This is a genomic window from Bacillus sp. FSL R10-2780 (genome assembly GCF_038006125.1).
Classification (GTDB): Bacteria; Bacillota; Bacilli; order Bacillales; family Bacillaceae_G; genus Bacillus_A; species Bacillus_A cereus_U.
In genome coordinates this window covers 12,603-30,496 of the sequence record NZ_JBBOUQ010000002.1, presented here as the reverse complement: position 1 = coordinate 30,496, position 17,894 = coordinate 12,603, and the positions used below count along the sequence as shown (strand labels likewise).

Here is a 17,894-nt window from a genome sequence, read left to right as displayed (position 1 = left end):
AGAATCATATCCTCAATTATATATAGAAATATAGTATGTCATAATGTTATTTCATTTTTGAAGTTTTCTTCACAAAATTCTTAATTTCTTTTAATGTTTTTCCACTAATATTATCTTTGATGGTTGAATCTATTTCATTTTCAATATAAAAAGTTTTCTCATTAACCTTTGTTTCAAATTTATATTTGTTTTTATCCCAATTTATTAGATTACTTTTTAGGTGTGCGATATTCACTAAATCAAATTGAATCATAAAAGGTTCTAAAGCTGGATAAAAATGTCCAAGTTTACTATTCTCTTTTAAAAAAACTATATATGTGTCACCCGATTTAGGTTTTATATACAATGGATCTTTATTTTTCACTTTTTTTGTAAACACTTTCGTAGCACCTTTCAGAATTATTCCATTGTCATCAATAACTTCATTACTTTCCTCTAATACGAGACTTTCTGAATATCTATGATTTATTAAAATTTTATTCTCTACAGAGTCCCCTTTTAAAATTTCTTTGACATGAAAATTAAACAGATGGCCTTCGACATCTTCACCTTGAATCTCATATGATGAATTGTTTGCCATATTCCATTTAGAGTGTAAACCGTCATATTCACCTAGTACAATTACATCTGCTTCTTCCACCATTTCCCTTAAATGATTTGTAGTTTTGAATGTCTTACTTAATACTATAGTTTCAGAATTCGATGAAACATTAGATATTTCTGCTATGTGTGTATTTGACCAAATTGTTTTACCAATAATAATTAAAAAAGTAAATATTAATAAACATAGACTCCATTTCATTACTTTATGTTTATACATTATAATAACGTCTCCTTAAAAGATATTTTATACCATTTTCTCAATATAAATATTCGGAATTTTTAAAAAATATTAGTCCAAAACAAGATAATGATGCTATAATTCTCTTGTTAAAAATAATCTTTGGAGGGATAATATGAATTTTAGAAAAGGGATTACTGCATTTTTATTAGGTAGTGTGTTTGTCTTTTCCAGCGTTGGAGTTTCAGAAGCTTATGTAAAAGAAGGATGGAAGCTACCTTCAAAATCAGCTACATATAAGTGGGGAGACAGATTAGACGATGGCTCCAGTATCATTAAATCCGGTTGGCAGGCTGCAGATTCAGCCTGGTACACTGCTTCTCGTATTAACTTTACAGTTTCTTCTTCTTCTGTGAACAAATTAAACTCTTGGTTTGAAAGTTCCTCTACTTATTATGGAAGAATGAACACAACTTATAATACATCCACTAAAAAAGTAACGAAATTCGCTGGTGATATTAATGCAGGGAATACAAATATTACAAAATCTAATGTTGCTAAAAGTACAGGAGTTCATGAGTTTGGTCATGCAATAGGAATAGGTCACAACAGTGGCACTTCAATTATGAACAGCAATCGAAATCGTACTACTATGCATGTCCCTCAAACCGACGATAAAAATGGTGTAAATGCAATCTATTAACAGAAAAAGGAGATGATTTCTTAATGTTAAGTAAAAAAGCAAAAACTATAGTAATTGCAATACCTTTGGCTGCAGTGATTGGTTTTGGAGGATATTCAGCATTTAATAGTCACTTCTCCCATGTTGCTGGCGAAGATAACAATGCTGAAACTGTTATTATCAGTAAGGATTTCCCTGCTACAAGTGATTTAAATCAAATGATTAATGAAGCCGATTTAGTTATAATTGGTGAATATGAAGGTCTTGACTCTAAGTGGAATATGGCACGTAATCCAAGTAATCCATCGGAAGAAGATACAGAAAATTATGTTGAAGGACATCTATATAATTTCAATATTTCCGAAACAATTAAAGGTGTGACTGAAAATAAACAAATAAAAATCAATCATCGTTTTGCTGAAACTATTAAGCTTGAAGATTCTAATGCAGTTGTTGCACCAGATGGCACAGTTACAAAAAAAGCTACTAAGATAAATACTAAAGAGGTTCAAAATAAGGATCCTTTATATATCGAACCTAAAGTTAATAAAAAATATATGATGTTTTTGAAGAAGGATCAATTATTTGGAAACTACTATGGAGCAATTGAACCATTCGCAATTACTTTTGATGAAAATAACAAAGCTGACCTTCAAACAAACATAGAAACTATTAATGAAAGTAAGATGTCTTCCAAGGCACAAATTGCAGGAAAAACAATTGTATTGAAAAATGAAATACATGAAACTATTACTGACAATATTAGCGGTAAGACCCTTAATGAATTAAAAGATCAAGTAAAACAAAATGTTAAGTAATAACCATGACTTATAATAATTTGTTCTAATTCATAAGATAGTTAAAATTAATTTATAAAAGTTGTCACAAATTAAATACAAATTACCTTGAACTACCCCTACTTTCACTTCGTTTAGAATTTTGGGATGGATGTCAGGAAATAATAAAAAAAGAAAGGGCTTATCTTTAAACAATCCTTAACATAAGCCCTTCCTTCTATCAAATTATTAAAACACATTCGTTTCTATCACAATTTACAGCAATTTTAATTGCAATGGATTACCTATTCCAAATAGCAAAGACTACAAATTAGGTGGAAAATTGAACGTTTATGCAGTTGGTTGGACTGCACTATTACCACCAATTTCCGTTATGCATACAATTGAAAAAGTATCCCATTTCTAAATTTAGAATGAGGCTATACTGAAAGTTATTTAATTTTTGATATAAGACACTTCATCTAAAATATCCACTGTAGTACTTTCCTACTCATATAGTTAAAAGGCTCTTATGCTACTACACATAAGAGCCTTTTTGACTAGTATCATAAACAACTAGTTATATAAGAATCCTGCAACAGAAAATAACAAAAAAGAATTACTTAAAGTATAAGTTACATTCTAATATTTTATTGTTGATAACTGACGGTATCATTATACAGCTTATTTAGAAGAGTCATGTACATTTCGAAGAAGTTCTTCAATAAGTATTGTTTTTTCATTCACCTTTGTGGCATATGTGAAATCACCATAACAATATGGATACCTAAAATTATTTTTATTTCCACCACAAGTGTACATCGCTGGGTTTTGATCAACTTTCATCTTAGAAAACTTTTTGGCCGAATCTTCCGAGTGTTGTTTAACTTCTTGACTGGCAATAAAATCAATATACCCTGGCCCCATATTATAGCTTTGAATAATTGTATCCATGCTAACATCTTTTTCCGTTCCATATTTGTACATTTTAGCAAAGTGTTTTACCCCTTGTTTAATGCTCAAGCTTGTCTCTTGAATTTCATTTGGCTTTAATCCAAGTGATTCAGATGACTGCATAGGGTCGTTTCCCTCACCTCTACTCTCTTGGTACATAATTCCTAATAAAACTGCTGTTTTCCCTCCTAAATTATATTTCTCTAATTCTTTTTTCAAGGTAGGCTCATATTGCAATACACGTTTTTCGGTAGCGAGCGCTTTATTTTGTTGAATATTAGTTTTATGATTAAAATATAGTATTCCAAGCATTGTTCCTAAACCTAAAATACTAATAAGGAATACTTTAATAATTTGTTTTTTACTCATATCCTTCATATATTTCTCCTCGTATAAGAAATTCAATTTTTCAATGGCGGTTGGTTATTTACAAAATATATAATAATCATCTATTTCTCTGCCCCTTTTAGACTCAAATTTATTTCTTTTAGGTTTTAAGTTTAATATAGAAATTTAAAAATAAGATAAAGATAAGATAAAGAAAATATAAAGTGCATTTTTTAGAGTACTTTAAAAAGATATTGGTACAAACGAATATGTGGGACAAGTTGTAGATATGAATGGATATAGTGATAATCGAGAGGTTATCATACAAGTTATTAATTATGGAGATATCATTCTAGAAGAAGTTTTACCCTATCTTTTTAATATACTTTATTACCATTTCATAACTTACTTTAAATTTACTTTGCTCATTTACTGCATTCTAACAATCATCATCACACATGACTTAATATATTATTGAAAAGAAAAAAGCTCTGCACTATGCAGGCTTTCTTTAAGATTTCACCGTTAAATTATTCATAAAACTTTCTATAGAATTCGCCTGGAATATACGTAAATGAGGTGATTGAACGTCGTAATGTTTGTCAGTAATTATAAGGATTGAAGGAAAGAATTTAGAACCTTTCGGTTGCCAGGATTCATTGTGCCATTCTTGGCTATGGAGGTATAACTCGTATCTGTTTATCTTATCTTGCATTATTTTTTTACTGTACACTGACTTTTGAACTTCAATAAAAAATGGGGATCTACCCCATATAGTAAAAACATCTGGCTCCATATATTCTTTCCCATACTTTGGTTCAACTTTGAATAGTTTAGGATTTTCATAATGAACGAGTTGTTTGTATACGTCCACAATACCAAGGAAATGAGGAATTTTTTGACTTGTCTTTCTGATAGAACTTGGCTGCGGAAAATAAATGTATGGGTGCTGCAATACGTTAGCATCAACATAGCCGTCTCTTCTTAATCGTTTCATAACCGTATTACAACAAGTTACCGCATTCTTTAAGCCTTGAAAATGCAAGTCAATAATATCGTCACGGGACATGCATCTAAATCGCTTCAAATCATTCAAAATTCCTTTATCTCTACTCTTCATCATCTAACACCCCAAATAACGGAATTTCTTCTTGCGATGAATTCTGGAGTATTTTCTCCTCTTTAGACATGCGATATGGTTCAACAATTTGTTTCGCCTTACTTAATTCCAAATAAGGAGCTTGCACTTTCTTTAATCCATTTCGTTTTAAAATCATTTGGCCTGATTGCTCTAAATGCTCTGAACCAGGAGTACCCATGATATTACTATTAATTGCACTATCACATTTAAAGCCAATTCTTACGGTCATATTGAGCTTTAACTTACCATCTAACACTTTCGCATCTGGCCGCTGCATACTAAGCATAAGAAAAACCCCAAGTGATCGGCCGACTGCTGAAATCTTTTCAATTGTAGTCATACACTCTTTTTCATCTTTTAGCATGGCCACTTCATCGATAGCAAGTAGAATATATGATTTTTGATAATTAGGATTTAATTTGTTGTACGCATCAATATGATCAACTTCATATTCTTCCATAAGTTTTCTTCGTTCTCTGATTTCCTTCCATAACTTTTGAAGCATTATTTTCATTTCAATTTCTTCCATACAAACTTCTTTCACATGCTTCACTCTACGCAAAAAATGAAATTCAGAGTTTTTTAAGTCACCAAGGTACAAATGCAACTTTTCAGGAGACATATATTGAATAAGTGTGGATAATACAACACGTACCATACTACTTTTCCCGCTTCCCGTTTCTCCTGCTATTAATAAGTGTGGTGTATTGGAATCAACCATATCATACGTAATCGTTTTTCCGAATTGGTCCCGGCCAACCACAACAGGAAGACGGTATTCTTTTAATAAGGGCTGCCATTCTTTATAACAGTAATTGTATGGTTTTAGTCCAGCATCTGAACGGAATACATGTAGTACAAACTTTTTCACATCCCCTTCAATCGTAATATTCCGTCCTAATATTTGCTGAAAACAGAACCACTTCTTTTCAATCTTCTGTGGATCTAATCCGTTTGGGATGGTAAATACATATCTCACGCTTTCTTTCGAAGAGGAAACATCATGTATCTTTGGATAAATAGGAACTTTGCCCCCACGCGTTTGATGTTCCGTATATAAACCTGCTTTTCCGAACACCTCCATAAGCTGATTCCTTAACCTTTGCGTACGAAGCCACTCCTTTATAATCCCCATTACTCCCTTCCCTCCTTAAAACATGATTACGATACGAACAAATACATATCCAATCAAGCAAACTCCACCAATTCGCGTTCCGTGATAAATACCTTCACTTACAAATTTAGCTGCTGATATATAGTCATGTCGCACCAAGTATTTTTCTAACATGACTGCTCCGATTAAAATCGTTCCCATAAATCCTAATGCAATGTAAGTATATAATACCTGATCCGACATATGAAGGAATGCGAAAGGACTTAATGAATTGTATGTACGGATTTTCTGTTCTTTATCTTTGTATGACCGATCCATAAACTCGCGAAAAGGAATTGTTTCTTTCCTAGCACGCATTTAAATGCCCCCTTTATAAACAGAATTTAGAATATAGATATTACATAGCTTCATCTACTTAATACCGTGGTAGTTTTACCTTGGTAGAAATCTTGATAAATACTGTGGTAATCATTCGCAACTTACTTTGGTAACCTCGTATTCTTCTACCTTAATAAATACCGTGGTAGCTGCTTTGATACATCATATTGTGTACAGCTTGTACATTATGTAAAAAACTTTTGCCGTCTATGCGAATAGTTTTTTACATTTATGTCCACAATGTTGAAAATAGGTTCAGGAGGGATTTAAGTGTTTTGGAAATTCGGAGGGAAAAACCGAACGAAATTAGGTGGTTTTTTAGATCGGAATGGCTTCACCCAAAATGATTTAGAAAAGACCGCGAAATTAAGTCGTCCTACAGTTTCAAAGGCGTGCAATGATAAAGAATACATACCTAGTCCAACTGTAATGAAAAAGATTTTAAAAGCTATTAGGCAAATAAAACCCAATGTTAAATCTACCGACTTTTGGGATATGTAAAAACTGGCTAACTAGAGTCAGTTTTATTTTTTTACAAAAACCACTTCATAAAAGAACGTACATTCGTGTATAATAAGAACAGATGTTCTTGTTGAAGGAGGCATAACAGTGTATGATTACTCAATTTTGCCAAATCGAATTGTTTTATGTGTAGATCTTCGTAGCTTTTATGCAAGCGTGTCCTGTATCAAGATGGGCTTAGATCCACTTCATACCAAATTAGCTGTAGTAGGAGATGTAAACAGGAGTGGCTCCATTGTTTTAGCTGCAACACCACCACTAAAGGCACTAGGTGTTAAGAAAATGGCAAGATTGTACGAAATACCACGACATAAAGACATTCTTGTGGTAAACCCAATAATGGGAACTTATATCAAATGTTCCAATTACATAACAAAATTAGCTTTACAATACGTTCCGATTGAGGATTTTCACCAATATAGCATCGATGAATTCTTTATGGATATTACAGATAGCATCCATTTATTCGCCCAAGACCCATACGAATTCGCTATGAAATTCAAACGTGAAATATACGATCATACACGAGTTGAATGTACCATCGGAATTGCTCCTAACCCATTAATGAGTAAGGTTGCTTTAGACATTGAAGCTAAGAAGAACAAAGACGGGATTGCTTTTTGGAAGTACGAGGATGTACCTACAAAACTATGGAGCATACGACCACTTAATAAATTTTGGGGAATTTCTCATAAAACCGAAGAGAAGTTAAATCGAAAGGGGATACATTCCATCGGTGATTTAGCCAACTATCCCCTTAAATACTTAAAACAAAGCTTAGGTAAGATCGGCGAGGAATTACACTTACATAGCCATGGAATTGACTTTAGTCGCATTTCAGAAAAATATGTTCCAGCTACAAATTCTATAGGGAAAAGCCAAATTCTAATGCGTGACTATACAATAGAAGAATTTCCGATTGTTTTACTAGAACATATTGAAGAAGTTTGTTATCGAATGAGAAGACAAAACAAACTAGCTCAAACAATCCATTTTTCCATTGGTTACAGTAAAAATTACGCTGGCGGTTTCAGAAAAACTCACACTATGAACCGACCAACCAATTTAACAATGGATATCTATCATATTTGTACATATTTTTTACATAAGTTTTATACCGGGGAACCAATTAGATCCATCAATGTTTCTTTAACCAACTTAATCAATGAAGGTGAAGAACAAATATCTCTTTTTGACAATGTAATACAACGAGAAAAAGAAATGAAATTAACGAAGGTAATGGATGAAATACGCACTAAATTTGGCAAGAATAGCATATTAAGAGGAATTTCGTATACAAATAGTGCGACAGCAAAATACAGAAACACATTGTTAGGGGGACATAAAGCATGAATAACGCTAATATGCCAAAAGGAAGAGGAATGGTCAAATGGACTCCATTCGCAGCAATGCCTGAACAGTTTGCTGGTATTCGTGAAATCATCAAGGAGAAAAACAAAGTAACTCGGCCGATCTTAGCCGCTGAAGAAAAAGAACTGATTGAGAACATGTTGTTATGTTCCTTATTAACTGAAGAAGAAATACTAATTACATATTATGAAGACGGTTATTTACTCTCTAGTTATATGACTGTTGTTGCTATTGATCCGTCAAATAGCGCTGTCATATGTACCGATGCTTTTTATAATAAGATGACACTACGATTTTCTAATATAATAGACGTAAAATAGAATAGATTTAAGTGATCAGGTTTGAATTGTTATAAAGGAGTGTATAAAATGCAAGGGAATCAGACTAGAAAGAATACAGCAAGAACAGTTATTCATAATGATATAAATAACTATCCCTACCTAAATATACCTATGATTATCAATGAAAAAGATGGAATGATTTACGAAGTTTTAAGCGTTGGTTTTCATAATAATGATGCTGTAGGAATGATAACAACGGACGGTTTCGCTACAACTAGGGTAAATACACCAATCATATCAGTAACAAACAATGATAGTAGCATTCAATTATACCGCTTACCATTAGAACTTGAATATTGGGTACTTTCTTGTATGCGTGCTGCTTCAACAGGGGAAAATCCATTCCCATGTAAAGTTGCTTTTGGAATCATTGACACTAAATTTCATGTGGAATTCAAGTGAAAAAGGAGCAATATTTTTTGCTCCTTTTAATTTTTAAAGAGATGCTATTCGTCCTTGTGAATAATCTAATTCAATTCATATAACTTGGAATGGATAACTTCTACATCGACATCAAATTTTCCAAGTGTCAAAAGTTATCGCTATGTTGCAAGAAATACTCAATCACAGCACACCACAAATCATATTGACTTACATTGGAATCAACAAAGAAGAAAAAGATAACGTTCTAGATATATTTTGTATTTAATTATGGACAAATGTATTCTGTCCAGCAGCGACCTGCCACGTTCCGAGTTCTTTGACCATCACATAAATAGCAAGACTGCCTTGCCCGTTTTCTATTATTGTCCCTTCAGAGGTTGTCGGGTATTGCCTAATATGTGTAATAGCTACATCCGAACGCACAAAGTTAATGCTTTCAACTATATAGGAAGCATATGAGTTGCGAAGTGGTCCTGCCAAGATAATCTTGTGTACTTCATTGATTTGCTTCCAACCTGATAGCCGTTCACCAAGTACATTTACCCATGTAGCGTCTGAAGTGAAGTGACGATCTAATTCATCCGCATCATGTTGATTAAATGCAACCTCAATCTCAGTGATCGTTTGTTGAATGGCATCAATTTCTTCCTGCTGATTCTCTTTTAAACCGTGAACTTTAGACTTGTTAGACATATTCGTTTCTCCTCCTATGTTAGTTTGATATCTATAGTTTATTCAAGTAAAGTTATAATAACATCCAACAATAGTAGTATCTTTCTAAAAGGGAATTCATACCACGGTAGGATGGTAAGACATATTTTGTATACCTTTACTTATATTTTTCTGCAAATTCCCCTTGTATATTATATACATGTCATGTTTACATAACTTCACTTATCAGTAGTAAAAACTCCAAAATATTTACAAATTGAAATTTTGAAATATAATAAACTTAGAGTAAAAAAACACAGTTCGGTTGGTAGTCCGGACACAGTAGTACTAAAAACTATTGTCAGTAACCTTCCCCCCTGGGATGTCCATTACTCATGCTATATAAAAGGGGGATTCTCAATGACACTTACAATTTATTTTGATGGACAATTTTGGATTGGAATTGTAGAAATGTATGAAAATAACAAACTAAAGGTATGTAAACATACTTTTAGAACAGAACCTAAGGATAGTGAAATATTAGACTTTATTTTTCATGATATGATTCCATTATTAAATAATACATCAGGTATTAAAAACTCCAATGATAATAAAAAAACTAAAGCTATCAATCCTAAAAGATTAATAAGATTAACAGCAAAAGAAATAAAAAATCAAGGAGTTTCTAATAAATCTTTTGAAGCGTTGAGAATAGAATTAGAACAAAAAAAGAAAATGAAGCAAAGTATGACGCGTCAAAAAAAAGAAGAAATTAAAGAAAGAAAAAGACAAATTAAAATTCAAAAGCGAAAAGAAAAACATCGAGGAAAATAAAGAATCATCCGCTAAATATAGCGGATGATTCTTTATTTTCCTTTGAATAGTTACCATAATTTCCGTTATCTGAAGTTCTTCAGTTATATATTTTTTGTAGTAATACGTATATGTTTCGCATAAGTTTTTTCTAAATCTCGAAGCGTATATGCCATAGACTGTAATAATAATTGTATATCATGACCAGACTTAGAAAATCCTTTTTTGTCATTTCTATCAATTGGTATTATTGCTTTTAAATATCCATCGCGTACCTCTGTTTGCATTTTTACTTGGCAAAACCTTTCTATAGCATTCACTGTACCAATAGTTATTGTTGAAACACTAGCACAAACAATATCTTCACCATAAGAGGAATAATTCGCATGACCATCAACAATAAATCCGTTAATGTGATCCAAATTGTTATGTAATATCGAAATAGAAATCATAAAAGATCAATCACCTTCTCCCTTTTTAATTCATGATAAACCCCCATCTTTTCCCTTATTGTATCATTCAGAAGAAAGGATGTATTGCGAAATTTTGGTTGTATAAGATATTCATGTTGTTCAGTTTCAAAAATGTTTTAGACTGAACATCCTTGGTCTAATGGGGTATTGCTATTCGTATTTGTCTAATTAACTAAAATAAAGATTTAGACTGACGAATCGTTTATATTTCATGATAAGAGTTTTATTAAAATAAAGTATTAGACTGGATAGTGAATATACATTTTATGTAATGGAAATAAGGAGAATTCTGAGAAATTGTATTTGATAAAACTACAGTTTAGGAATTTTTATATTTCACAACCGAAAATTGAGCCAATTGAAACGAGTGAAATTCACATACTTTGAGAACATATTTTCATATCGTATAGGCTTGAGATAGATCCCATACGGGCATGATTACTTTGCGAATGTTGCGGTGGACAGGAATTTCACACCCTCACAATGGTATCATGCCCGCCTTTCCATATAGAGATGGTGTGGTCGATCTCTTAATTAATCTAAATTTTCAATTAAGAGATCTCTGAATTTTTGATCATTCAAAGTTTTTAACACGAAATCATTGTAATGTTCACTCAGGTTCATATAATCAGTTTCATTTAAGTCATTAAACATAAACACTAGTTCCGTCATATTTCCCTCTTTATCCTTTGCATAAAGGGAGTTTGTTAATAGAAATGCTGTTGAACCACCTTTTTGCCCTACATGTATTAACCATTCCTTGTTATTTGGATTCTCCATAGGCCATTCGACAATCTTGTCTAACTCTTTCTGCACATCCTGTGGGAAATAGTCTTTACGATTCAGTCGTTCCATCAATAGAAGATAGTCTTTTGCTGATGCGGCTGGTAAATTATCTGACCATATTCTTTGAAATTCAATATCGCCTAGACATGGGATATTACGTTGTTTAAATTCAGTAGAATTTTTCATCCATTGATGAATCTTAATGGATTCCCTAGCAAATTCTTTTTGTGACATAGCTTTCATTTTTATTAAGGTTTCGTTTTTGGTTAAATTCTCTTCTTTTTTTAAATTGCCAGCAACATATAAACTAGATACAAGTGGATATAATTCTTGATGATGAGGTAATTGTAAATTTTTCATCGTTTGATTAATATTTTCCAAACCTAATTTGTCTATTAAATAATCAGCATTTGCATTAGAACTAAACTGCAACATTCCTTTTGCAATTTGTTCTAATGTTACTTGATTATTTCGAATAATGTTTTTTTCATTTAAATAACGAATCCAATTAGGGTGGTTAGAGGCATCTGTATCTTTTATATAATATGCTTCTAAATCACTTAAGGGAATTTGTTGATCAACTTTAATCGTTCCTTCAGCAGATTGTTTAGCAAATTCTACAGCAATAATTAGCTTCATCATGCTTGCTAAAGGAATTACCTCATCAGAATTTATACTTACTAGATTTTTTCCATTTCTTTGTAGAATAAAAGATACATTTTTATCTGTCTTATGTGTCTTTAAATATTCCATAACAAATTCATAACCTTCTTTTTGTTTTGAAATATTTTTATATGCGATAAAGAAAATTGAAACAATTAGTAATATGATGGCTAGTTTTTTAATAGATTTCAACACAATTTCTCCCTCTGTATGTCTAATTATTTTGTAAACTTTCCTAATATAACTTTAACATAAATTCCCATTATGTTACACACTTTACCAAGTGACATTCTCTAAAATAAAATTCACAAAGTTAAGGTGGCTCAATACAGAACTAGGAGGTGTGCTTTTATTGATTACAGTCTATTTGGGTATGGGTATTACTGGTAGCAGTTAAACTAACTAGAAGCTACTGTTAACTAAGTAAAAATCATTTATTAACTTTAACAGAATTCATGTTAAAAAGGTGTTTTCAAATATGGAAAGCACCTTTTCAGTCTACAACTATTTTTTAATAGTCTAATACTTTTTTCTATAGTCTAAAACATTTTTTTAATTAAACACATGTAAGGTTGACATAACGTCTCATTATCAGTAGCAAGAAAAAGGCGGATCCCTATTCTCACAAAGAATCCGCCTTTTTCTATTTCTATGGCTCTATTCATTTTTTTATACATTCCTATCCTGGCGTGGGTTTCAGGGTTCCCATTTGTTACTGGATTAGCCGAAAAACTGTATAAAATCTTGCATGCTCTTAGCGTGGGTTTTTTCCAAAATGCTGGCGGTACCCCATCGCTATCAAGCTAAGAAAAGCAACGTCCCCAAAATAAAAAATATATATTTTTTTGTTTTGGGGACGTTATAAAATTCTTAAGTTGATGGGTATTGATTTGCATATATTTAAGAATTATATTTAGATACAAAATGAAATTCATTTTCTTATAGTTATTTAATCCTGAATATAAATAAAAGTCTTTTAGTAAGAATCCCCCATTCTTCTTTATTTACCTATATTTATATTTTTGCTAATTTATTATAATATGGATATTGATTGAAAGTATCTTGCACAAAATGAATAACTGGTATTTTCAGGAACAAAAAACCGATAACCTTCCTCATTTTCTTAATTCACATAATTTTCAAAATTAAAACCTATGAATGTTAATATTTGTTATATAATGAAACCAAGCCGTAAGTAAGATAGTTTCCCCGTTATGAATAATGAGATAATTTGTGTGTCCCGTGTATTCGCCTTAGCCTAAAAAGAACTTGTAGTAATTCCTACAAGTTCTTTTTGCTTTTCTTATTGTATTAGAATAGAAACTTTTAAATATAGCAGAATCAATAAAGAAGTATTTATTTCTCGTTCGCTAACTAAAATTTTGCATTTTATGTAGCCTTGGAATAAATTTTGATTAAATTAACCTAATAAACCTTGATAAAAGAGGCAAATGGAAAAAGCGTGTTTAGAAAAAAGATTGATCAAAACACACTTTTTCTATATTCAATTGAATCATCCTTTTATAAAAAAGTTTGATAATTTTTGTTATCCTTTCTCAATTAAAGCGCCCGATTGTTGAATAACTTTATCCAAATATGATATAGTTCTCCATAACTAATGTAAGTGCGGTTTTATATTATATTTATATTTTAATCTCATCAAAATTATCTAGTTCTTCAAAATCTACATCAATAATTTCTGGATTATTCTTTTTAAGTTCCTCAAAGCTTTTTCTAACATCTTCTGAAGAAAGATTCATATTTTCTTCTAGGGATTTTGAGAGTCTATTCCCCATTTTCGTCATAGAAGCAAATGTTAGCCCTCCTGAGACTACACCTCCAACAACTGGAATAACTTTTGATATTCCTTTAGCAAAGGAGTCCTTAGTAACTTTCACTCCAATATAGCTTGCTATTTTTTTTATTATTGGGTAATAAAATGTCTTCATTAAAGCTTTATTCGGAAGTTTTTTCAATGCTTCCTTAGATAATTGAGATGACAACACTTTTATTGTTGCTGTTGCTCCTCCCACTCCAAACATAACACCTAAAAATAATACCAAGTCTCCGTTTACCTTTTCTACATCTAATCCATCATCATCCCAGAAATCCTCATGTCCATAAATATAACCTAATTCTTGAGATAATCTTAATGCCATGCCAAAAAACTGTGCTGTATCAGCTGGTATTGTAGCAGCCATTGCTAATCCTCCTGGTACACCTGCAGCAAATGAGACACTAGAACTTTTCATAGTTCGATTAGAGATAACCTTTTTTGCGACTTTATTTATTATTTTTTTATCGATATTAGCGTTTATTGGACCTTTTTCAATTATTTCTGCTAATTGATTTGGGGATACATTTTTAGAAAAATTTTTGGCTAAAAATTCATCTCTATTAACTTTAACTCCCGGTAACTTAACTGCATTTGTTATTAAAACTTCAATCATTCCAAATTCATTTGCCACTATTTATCTCTCCTTGTATTAAGAACCATAGATATACATATATTTTACAATAAAAGCAGATGCATTACTTATTTTTATATATTGAACAAAACGTAAAAGGAGCGGATAAGTCATCTGCTAATGACCTATCCGCTCCTTGCCCTGTTAAATAATCTACTTCAATAATCTGGCCCTTTAACGGAACAACTTATTGTCACTCAACAGTTCCTTAATAGATCTTTCAATTCCAGATGTTCTTTTTCTTTTCACTATAAATTTACCCCTTTAGATAATCTAAAGGGGTAAAACGGTGTAATTTTTTTGTAAACGGTATAACTTTATTCAAAACGGTACATCTTTTTTATAAACAATACGACTTTATTTCAAATCAATAGTTTGTAGTATTTCAGTTTTCCTTCCTTAATTAAATCACTAACTAATTTACTATCTTTAACTCTCTTCAATTTCATTCTCAACGCTTCGTGTGTGATCCCCCAGAGATCACACACTTTTAAGAAAACTAGATGTTCTTTTACTTTTCTTCATCCATCCCACTCCTTTTTTCAGAATTTTCTATCCGTTAACCAGGTTATCTTATTCAAACATCCAATTCTATCGATTTCTATTACATAACCTTACAAATTTGTAATAAACATCAACATCACTAATCACTTTCCATCATCAGTAGATAGTAGTACTTATTTTTGCGGAGCATTATGACCATTAAAAATAAAAATAGAAGCCAGTCTCAATAAAGAGAACTGACTTCTATTTGGGTAACCATAATTATCATAGAACTTTTACTTTAACAGTTTGTCTTCCCCAATTCATGGCCTTACTTTTTGAACCTACTAAAACATCAATACGATTACCTTTAATGGCACTACCGGTATCACCAGCGATTGCTTCACCATAATTTTCTACCCATACTTTTGATCCTAACAGTTACGTGCTTTTTGGCTACGCCAAACCGAAATTCATCTCCCACCTATCGTTGGGCTACGCCCTGCGCACGCTTGAGGAAGGAGAATTCTTTCTGGTAATCCGTTAAATTCATTTTCTTTTGTTAGAATTTCGTAAATACGGTTTGTAAATCTTTTCATCAGAATCGTTTCCGTACTCTCTATTGATTCACTGCTTTTGCTACAAGGGCAGCATATGCTTCTGCACCTGCTTTCGTTAAATGTACGCCATCTGGTTCAAAGTATGCCTGATTTCCGGCACTTGCTGCATACCAATCAACTAACACCACATTTTTGTAAGCTGATGCTGCTTCTTTTAACTTCTCATTCACCAACGATTCCCACGGACGTGGTACTCTCGTATTAATTAATATAATTTTACGTTCATCCCCAATCACTTTTATTAATGATGCTAATTGCTCCTTAGTAAAGGCTCCATTTGTACCTAATCCAATAATGACATGATTTCCTAAATTCCCCTCATTCTTTAGCTGTTCCACAGCAGGGATTGCTTTGGACATTTGCCGCCCTATTTCCGCATCAATCCTAATATTAGGAAAATTATTTTTTAAATACGGAGCAATATCAATCATGATTGAATCTCCTACAGCTGTAACTGTTAGAGGGTCTTTAGGCTGTGCGGGAATCCCTTCTTTTTGTTCTTCTTTATTTTGAGGTGGTTCATTAGCTGGTTTATCCCAAACTGCAACGGGATGTTTAGCCTGCTCTTCTTGCTCTTCTTGCACTGCTTCCACCTTATCTTTTGAAGGATTCTCCTTTGCTTTACTAGCTGTTGTTAATCCAAAAGTAGCTATCGAAGAAATAAATACTGCACATATTAAAGCTAACTTACCACTTACAGTTAAGTTTCTTATTTTCAAGCTCTTAATCCGAATATTCTTCAATGCGCCTTTTCGTATTGGATTTTCAATAAACTTCCACGAAATTTGTGCAATAACTATAATTAGGAGAAATTGAAGAATTGCTCTTGTAATCGAAAACTCTCCAGCATTTACCTTCGGAGTCGTCAATGTAATAATCGGATAATGCCAAAGATATATTCCATATGATCGCACGCCCATCCAACGCAGTGGTCTAAATCTCAAAAATAGTGCGATTCTGCTAGCCGGATGCGCAAGGTTAGCGACTAACAAGGCTGTAGCAATTGATAAAAGGACCATTCCCCCACGGTATAGAAACGGCTCATATTGATTCGTCTTCCAAAACATAATGAGAATGATACTAAGAGCAACTCCCCCAATAACATCAAGAATAAGACGTGCTTGCGGAATAATTTTATTCGCAAGTCTACTGCTTGGCCAAATTAAAGCAAGTGCCGCTCCAATTAATAAAGAAAAAGCCCGTGTATCAGTACCGTAATAAATTCTACTTGGGTCAGAGCCTGGTTCATATAGAATTGCCATTGCTAAAGCAGATGCAATTGCTCCTAGACAAATAAATAAGATCATGCGTGATTGTTTTTTTATGTAATAAAATCCTAAACTAATGACGAACGGCCAAACCACATAAAATTGTTCCTCAACAGCTAACGACCAAAAATGATTTAGCGGAGAAGGCTGACCAAAGCTATCAAAATAAGATAATTTATGATAAATATACCACCAGTTACTAACATAAAATAACGCCGCTAATGAATCTCCACGCATTTTTTCAAGTAAAGAGCTATGAAAAATCGTAATCCATGCCAACGTTATAACGAGCATAACAAACATTGCTGGAAGCAATCTCCTTGCCCTACTAAGCCAGAATTTCTTAAAATCAATTCTCTTATTTCTCTTCCACTCCATCGCTAGAATATCTGTAATTAAATAACCTGAGAGTACAAAAAATACAGTAACCCCTAAAAATCCTCCAGGCATCCAATTAAAATTAATATGATACAAAATAACACCTAGTATAGCTAGGCCCCTTAGACTGTCTAATCCAACCATATAACGACTATTTTTTTTAAAAGGTTTAGTCACCTACAATCACCTCTATTTCTTGGAAATTAGGTTACTAATAGCGGTATAAAATGCTATTAATTTCCTAAAATCGTATAAGCTAAGCTATAAAAAACACCATTAGGGAAGGCTCTTTTATTATCATTACATACACAGTAACTAATACTTTATCACGTTATCTGTTTCTGTTGTGAAAATTTTTAAACTAGGTATTTTTGCTTATTCCCCCGAAAAAGAGACATATGCTTAATTAATTAAAAAGTACACTTTTTGATACGTTTTTACATATTTCTCTTTTTGATTGAATGTATGGTTCTGGTGTAAAAAATGATAAGTAAAAAAGAATTCAGGATTCCTAACGGAT

Annotated in this window: 18 protein-coding genes and 4 pseudogenes; 10 read left to right on the top strand and 12 right to left on the bottom strand. The window is 32.3% G+C overall.

Annotation, left to right across the window (positions count from 1 at the left end; translation table 11 throughout):
* Positions 1-46: 46 nt before the first annotated feature.
* Positions 47-820, bottom strand: coding sequence for a hypothetical protein (locus tag NSQ47_RS25250; RefSeq protein WP_341038338.1), 774 nt, complete (start codon positions 818-820; stop codon positions 47-49).
* A gap of 136 nt (positions 821-956) precedes the next feature.
* On the opposite strand from NSQ47_RS25250, the gene NSQ47_RS25245 reads away from it, so the two are divergent.
* The 3 genes and pseudogenes from NSQ47_RS25245 to NSQ47_RS25235 form a co-directional block, all read left to right on the top strand.
* Positions 957-1,484, top strand: a complete 528-nt coding sequence (locus NSQ47_RS25245) for a matrixin family metalloprotease (RefSeq protein WP_001011319.1) — start codon at positions 957-959, stop codon at positions 1,482-1,484.
* Positions 1,485-1,507: 23 nt separating this feature from the next.
* The gene (locus NSQ47_RS25240) at positions 1,508-2,281 is read left to right on the top strand and encodes a cardiolipin synthase (RefSeq protein ID WP_341038336.1); all 774 of its coding nucleotides are present in this window, start codon (positions 1,508-1,510) and stop codon (positions 2,279-2,281) included.
* A 280-nt stretch (positions 2,282-2,561) separates the two neighbouring features.
* Positions 2,562-2,666 (top strand): annotated as a pseudogene (locus NSQ47_RS25235) (DUF3221 domain-containing protein); the annotation flags it as partial.
* 257 nt (positions 2,667-2,923) lie between these two features.
* Here the strand turns inward: NSQ47_RS25235 and NSQ47_RS25230 are convergent.
* Positions 2,924-3,571 (bottom strand): lysozyme family protein, encoded by a 648-nt coding sequence (locus NSQ47_RS25230; protein ID WP_000654275.1) that lies wholly within the window; start codon positions 3,569-3,571, stop codon positions 2,924-2,926.
* Between the two features lie 217 nt (positions 3,572-3,788).
* Here NSQ47_RS25230 and NSQ47_RS25225 point away from each other — a divergent pair.
* Positions 3,789-3,911 (top strand): annotated as a pseudogene (locus NSQ47_RS25225) (vancomycin resistance histidine kinase VanS); the annotation flags it as partial.
* A gap of 120 nt (positions 3,912-4,031) precedes the next feature.
* On the opposite strand, the gene NSQ47_RS25220 reads toward NSQ47_RS25225, so the two are convergent.
* From NSQ47_RS25220 to NSQ47_RS25210, 3 genes are read right to left on the bottom strand one after another with little or no spacing between them, the layout of a single operon-like run.
* Positions 4,032-4,607, bottom strand: a complete 576-nt coding sequence (locus NSQ47_RS25220) for a hypothetical protein (RefSeq protein ID WP_341038615.1) — start codon at positions 4,605-4,607, stop codon at positions 4,032-4,034.
* A 22-nt stretch (positions 4,608-4,629) separates the two neighbouring features.
* A complete protein-coding gene (locus NSQ47_RS25215) occupies positions 4,630-5,796 on the bottom strand; it encodes an FtsK/SpoIIIE domain-containing protein (protein ID WP_341038333.1) in 1,167 nt (388 codons plus the stop codon).
* A gap of 15 nt (positions 5,797-5,811) precedes the next feature.
* Positions 5,812-6,132, bottom strand: a complete 321-nt coding sequence (locus NSQ47_RS25210) for a hypothetical protein (protein ID WP_341038330.1) — start codon at positions 6,130-6,132, stop codon at positions 5,812-5,814.
* 291 nt (positions 6,133-6,423) lie between these two features.
* On the opposite strand from NSQ47_RS25210, the gene NSQ47_RS25205 reads away from it, so the two are divergent.
* The 5 genes and pseudogenes from NSQ47_RS25205 to NSQ47_RS25185 all read left to right on the top strand — a co-directional run.
* A complete protein-coding gene (locus NSQ47_RS25205) occupies positions 6,424-6,654 on the top strand; it encodes a helix-turn-helix domain-containing protein (RefSeq protein ID WP_341038328.1) in 231 nt (76 codons plus the stop codon).
* A 108-nt stretch (positions 6,655-6,762) separates the two neighbouring features.
* Positions 6,763-8,028 carry a Y-family DNA polymerase gene (locus tag NSQ47_RS25200; RefSeq protein WP_341038327.1) on the top strand — a complete coding sequence of 422 codons (1,266 nt, stop codon included), beginning with the start codon at positions 6,763-6,765 and terminating at the stop codon, positions 8,026-8,028.
* Entirely contained in the window at positions 8,025-8,366 is a 342-nt protein-coding gene (locus tag NSQ47_RS25195; RefSeq protein ID WP_341038325.1) for a YolD-like family protein, read from the top strand. The genes NSQ47_RS25200 and NSQ47_RS25195 overlap by 4 nt, the downstream gene beginning before the upstream one ends.
* Before the next feature lie 48 nt (positions 8,367-8,414).
* On the top strand, positions 8,415-8,789 hold the full coding sequence (locus NSQ47_RS25190; protein ID WP_341038323.1) for a hypothetical protein: 375 nt from the start codon (positions 8,415-8,417) through the stop codon (positions 8,787-8,789).
* Between the two features lie 130 nt (positions 8,790-8,919).
* Positions 8,920-9,036 (top strand): annotated as a pseudogene (locus NSQ47_RS25185) (integrase); the annotation flags it as partial.
* On the opposite strand, the gene NSQ47_RS25180 reads toward NSQ47_RS25185, so the two are convergent.
* The gene (locus NSQ47_RS25180; RefSeq protein ID WP_341038321.1) at positions 9,033-9,464 is read right to left on the bottom strand and encodes an SgcJ/EcaC family oxidoreductase; all 432 of its coding nucleotides are present in this window, start codon (positions 9,462-9,464) and stop codon (positions 9,033-9,035) included. The pseudogene NSQ47_RS25185 and the gene NSQ47_RS25180 overlap by 4 nt on opposite strands.
* Positions 9,465-9,842: 378 nt before the next feature.
* On the opposite strand from NSQ47_RS25180, the gene NSQ47_RS25175 reads away from it, so the two are divergent.
* Positions 9,843-10,256, top strand: coding sequence for a YjdF family protein (locus tag NSQ47_RS25175; protein WP_341038318.1), 414 nt, complete (start codon positions 9,843-9,845; stop codon positions 10,254-10,256).
* Positions 10,257-10,339: 83 nt separating this feature from the next.
* Here the strand turns inward: NSQ47_RS25175 and NSQ47_RS25170 are convergent, their stop codons facing one another.
* The 6 genes and pseudogenes from NSQ47_RS25170 to NSQ47_RS25145 all read right to left on the bottom strand — a co-directional run bounded on the left by NSQ47_RS25170 (position 10,340) and on the right by NSQ47_RS25145 (position 17,551).
* A complete protein-coding gene (locus tag NSQ47_RS25170) occupies positions 10,340-10,687 on the bottom strand; it encodes a ribosomal-processing cysteine protease Prp (RefSeq protein ID WP_002162212.1) in 348 nt (115 codons plus the stop codon).
* Between the two features lie 555 nt (positions 10,688-11,242).
* On the bottom strand, positions 11,243-12,352 hold the full coding sequence (locus NSQ47_RS25165; RefSeq protein ID WP_098674438.1) for a serine hydrolase: 1,110 nt from the start codon (positions 12,350-12,352) through the stop codon (positions 11,243-11,245).
* 1,448 nt (positions 12,353-13,800) lie between these two features.
* Positions 13,801-14,625, bottom strand: coding sequence for a bacteriochlorophyll 4-vinyl reductase (locus NSQ47_RS25160; protein ID WP_341038315.1), 825 nt, complete (start codon positions 14,623-14,625; stop codon positions 13,801-13,803).
* Between the two features lie 362 nt (positions 14,626-14,987).
* Positions 14,988-15,113 (bottom strand): hypothetical protein, encoded by a 126-nt coding sequence (locus NSQ47_RS25155; RefSeq protein WP_445662107.1) that lies wholly within the window; start codon positions 15,111-15,113, stop codon positions 14,988-14,990.
* Between the two features lie 280 nt (positions 15,114-15,393).
* Positions 15,394-15,546, bottom strand: a pseudogene (locus NSQ47_RS25150) (3D domain-containing protein); the annotation flags it as partial.
* 181 nt (positions 15,547-15,727) lie between these two features.
* Positions 15,728-17,551 (bottom strand): acyltransferase family protein, encoded by a 1,824-nt coding sequence (locus NSQ47_RS25145; protein ID WP_341038313.1) that lies wholly within the window; start codon positions 17,549-17,551, stop codon positions 15,728-15,730.
* Positions 17,552-17,894 lie beyond the last annotated feature (343 nt).

Bases quoted from the DNA above. Each gene is read 5' to 3' on its own strand.
- NSQ47_RS25250 (WP_341038338.1), bottom strand. From the start codon at position 820: ATGTATAAACATAAAGTAATGAAATGGAGTCTATGTTTATTAATATTT.
- NSQ47_RS25245 (WP_001011319.1), top strand. From the start codon at position 957: ATGAATTTTAGAAAAGGGATTACTGCATTTTTATTAGGTAGTGTGTTT.
- NSQ47_RS25240 (WP_341038336.1), top strand. From the start codon at position 1,508: ATGTTAAGTAAAAAAGCAAAAACTATAGTAATTGCAATACCTTTGGCT.
- NSQ47_RS25230 (WP_000654275.1), bottom strand. From the start codon at position 3,571: ATGAAGGATATGAGTAAAAAACAAATTATTAAAGTATTCCTTATTAGT.
- NSQ47_RS25215 (WP_341038333.1), bottom strand. From the start codon at position 5,796: ATGGGGATTATAAAGGAGTGGCTTCGTACGCAAAGGTTAAGGAATCAG.
- NSQ47_RS25210 (WP_341038330.1), bottom strand. From the start codon at position 6,132: ATGCGTGCTAGGAAAGAAACAATTCCTTTTCGCGAGTTTATGGATCGG.
- NSQ47_RS25195 (WP_341038325.1), top strand. From the start codon at position 8,025: ATGAATAACGCTAATATGCCAAAAGGAAGAGGAATGGTCAAATGGACT.
- NSQ47_RS25190 (WP_341038323.1), top strand. From the start codon at position 8,415: ATGCAAGGGAATCAGACTAGAAAGAATACAGCAAGAACAGTTATTCAT.
- NSQ47_RS25180 (WP_341038321.1), bottom strand. From the start codon at position 9,464: ATGTCTAACAAGTCTAAAGTTCACGGTTTAAAAGAGAATCAGCAGGAA.
- NSQ47_RS25175 (WP_341038318.1), top strand. From the start codon at position 9,843: ATGACACTTACAATTTATTTTGATGGACAATTTTGGATTGGAATTGTA.
- NSQ47_RS25170 (WP_002162212.1), bottom strand. From the start codon at position 10,687: ATGATTTCTATTTCGATATTACATAACAATTTGGATCACATTAACGGA.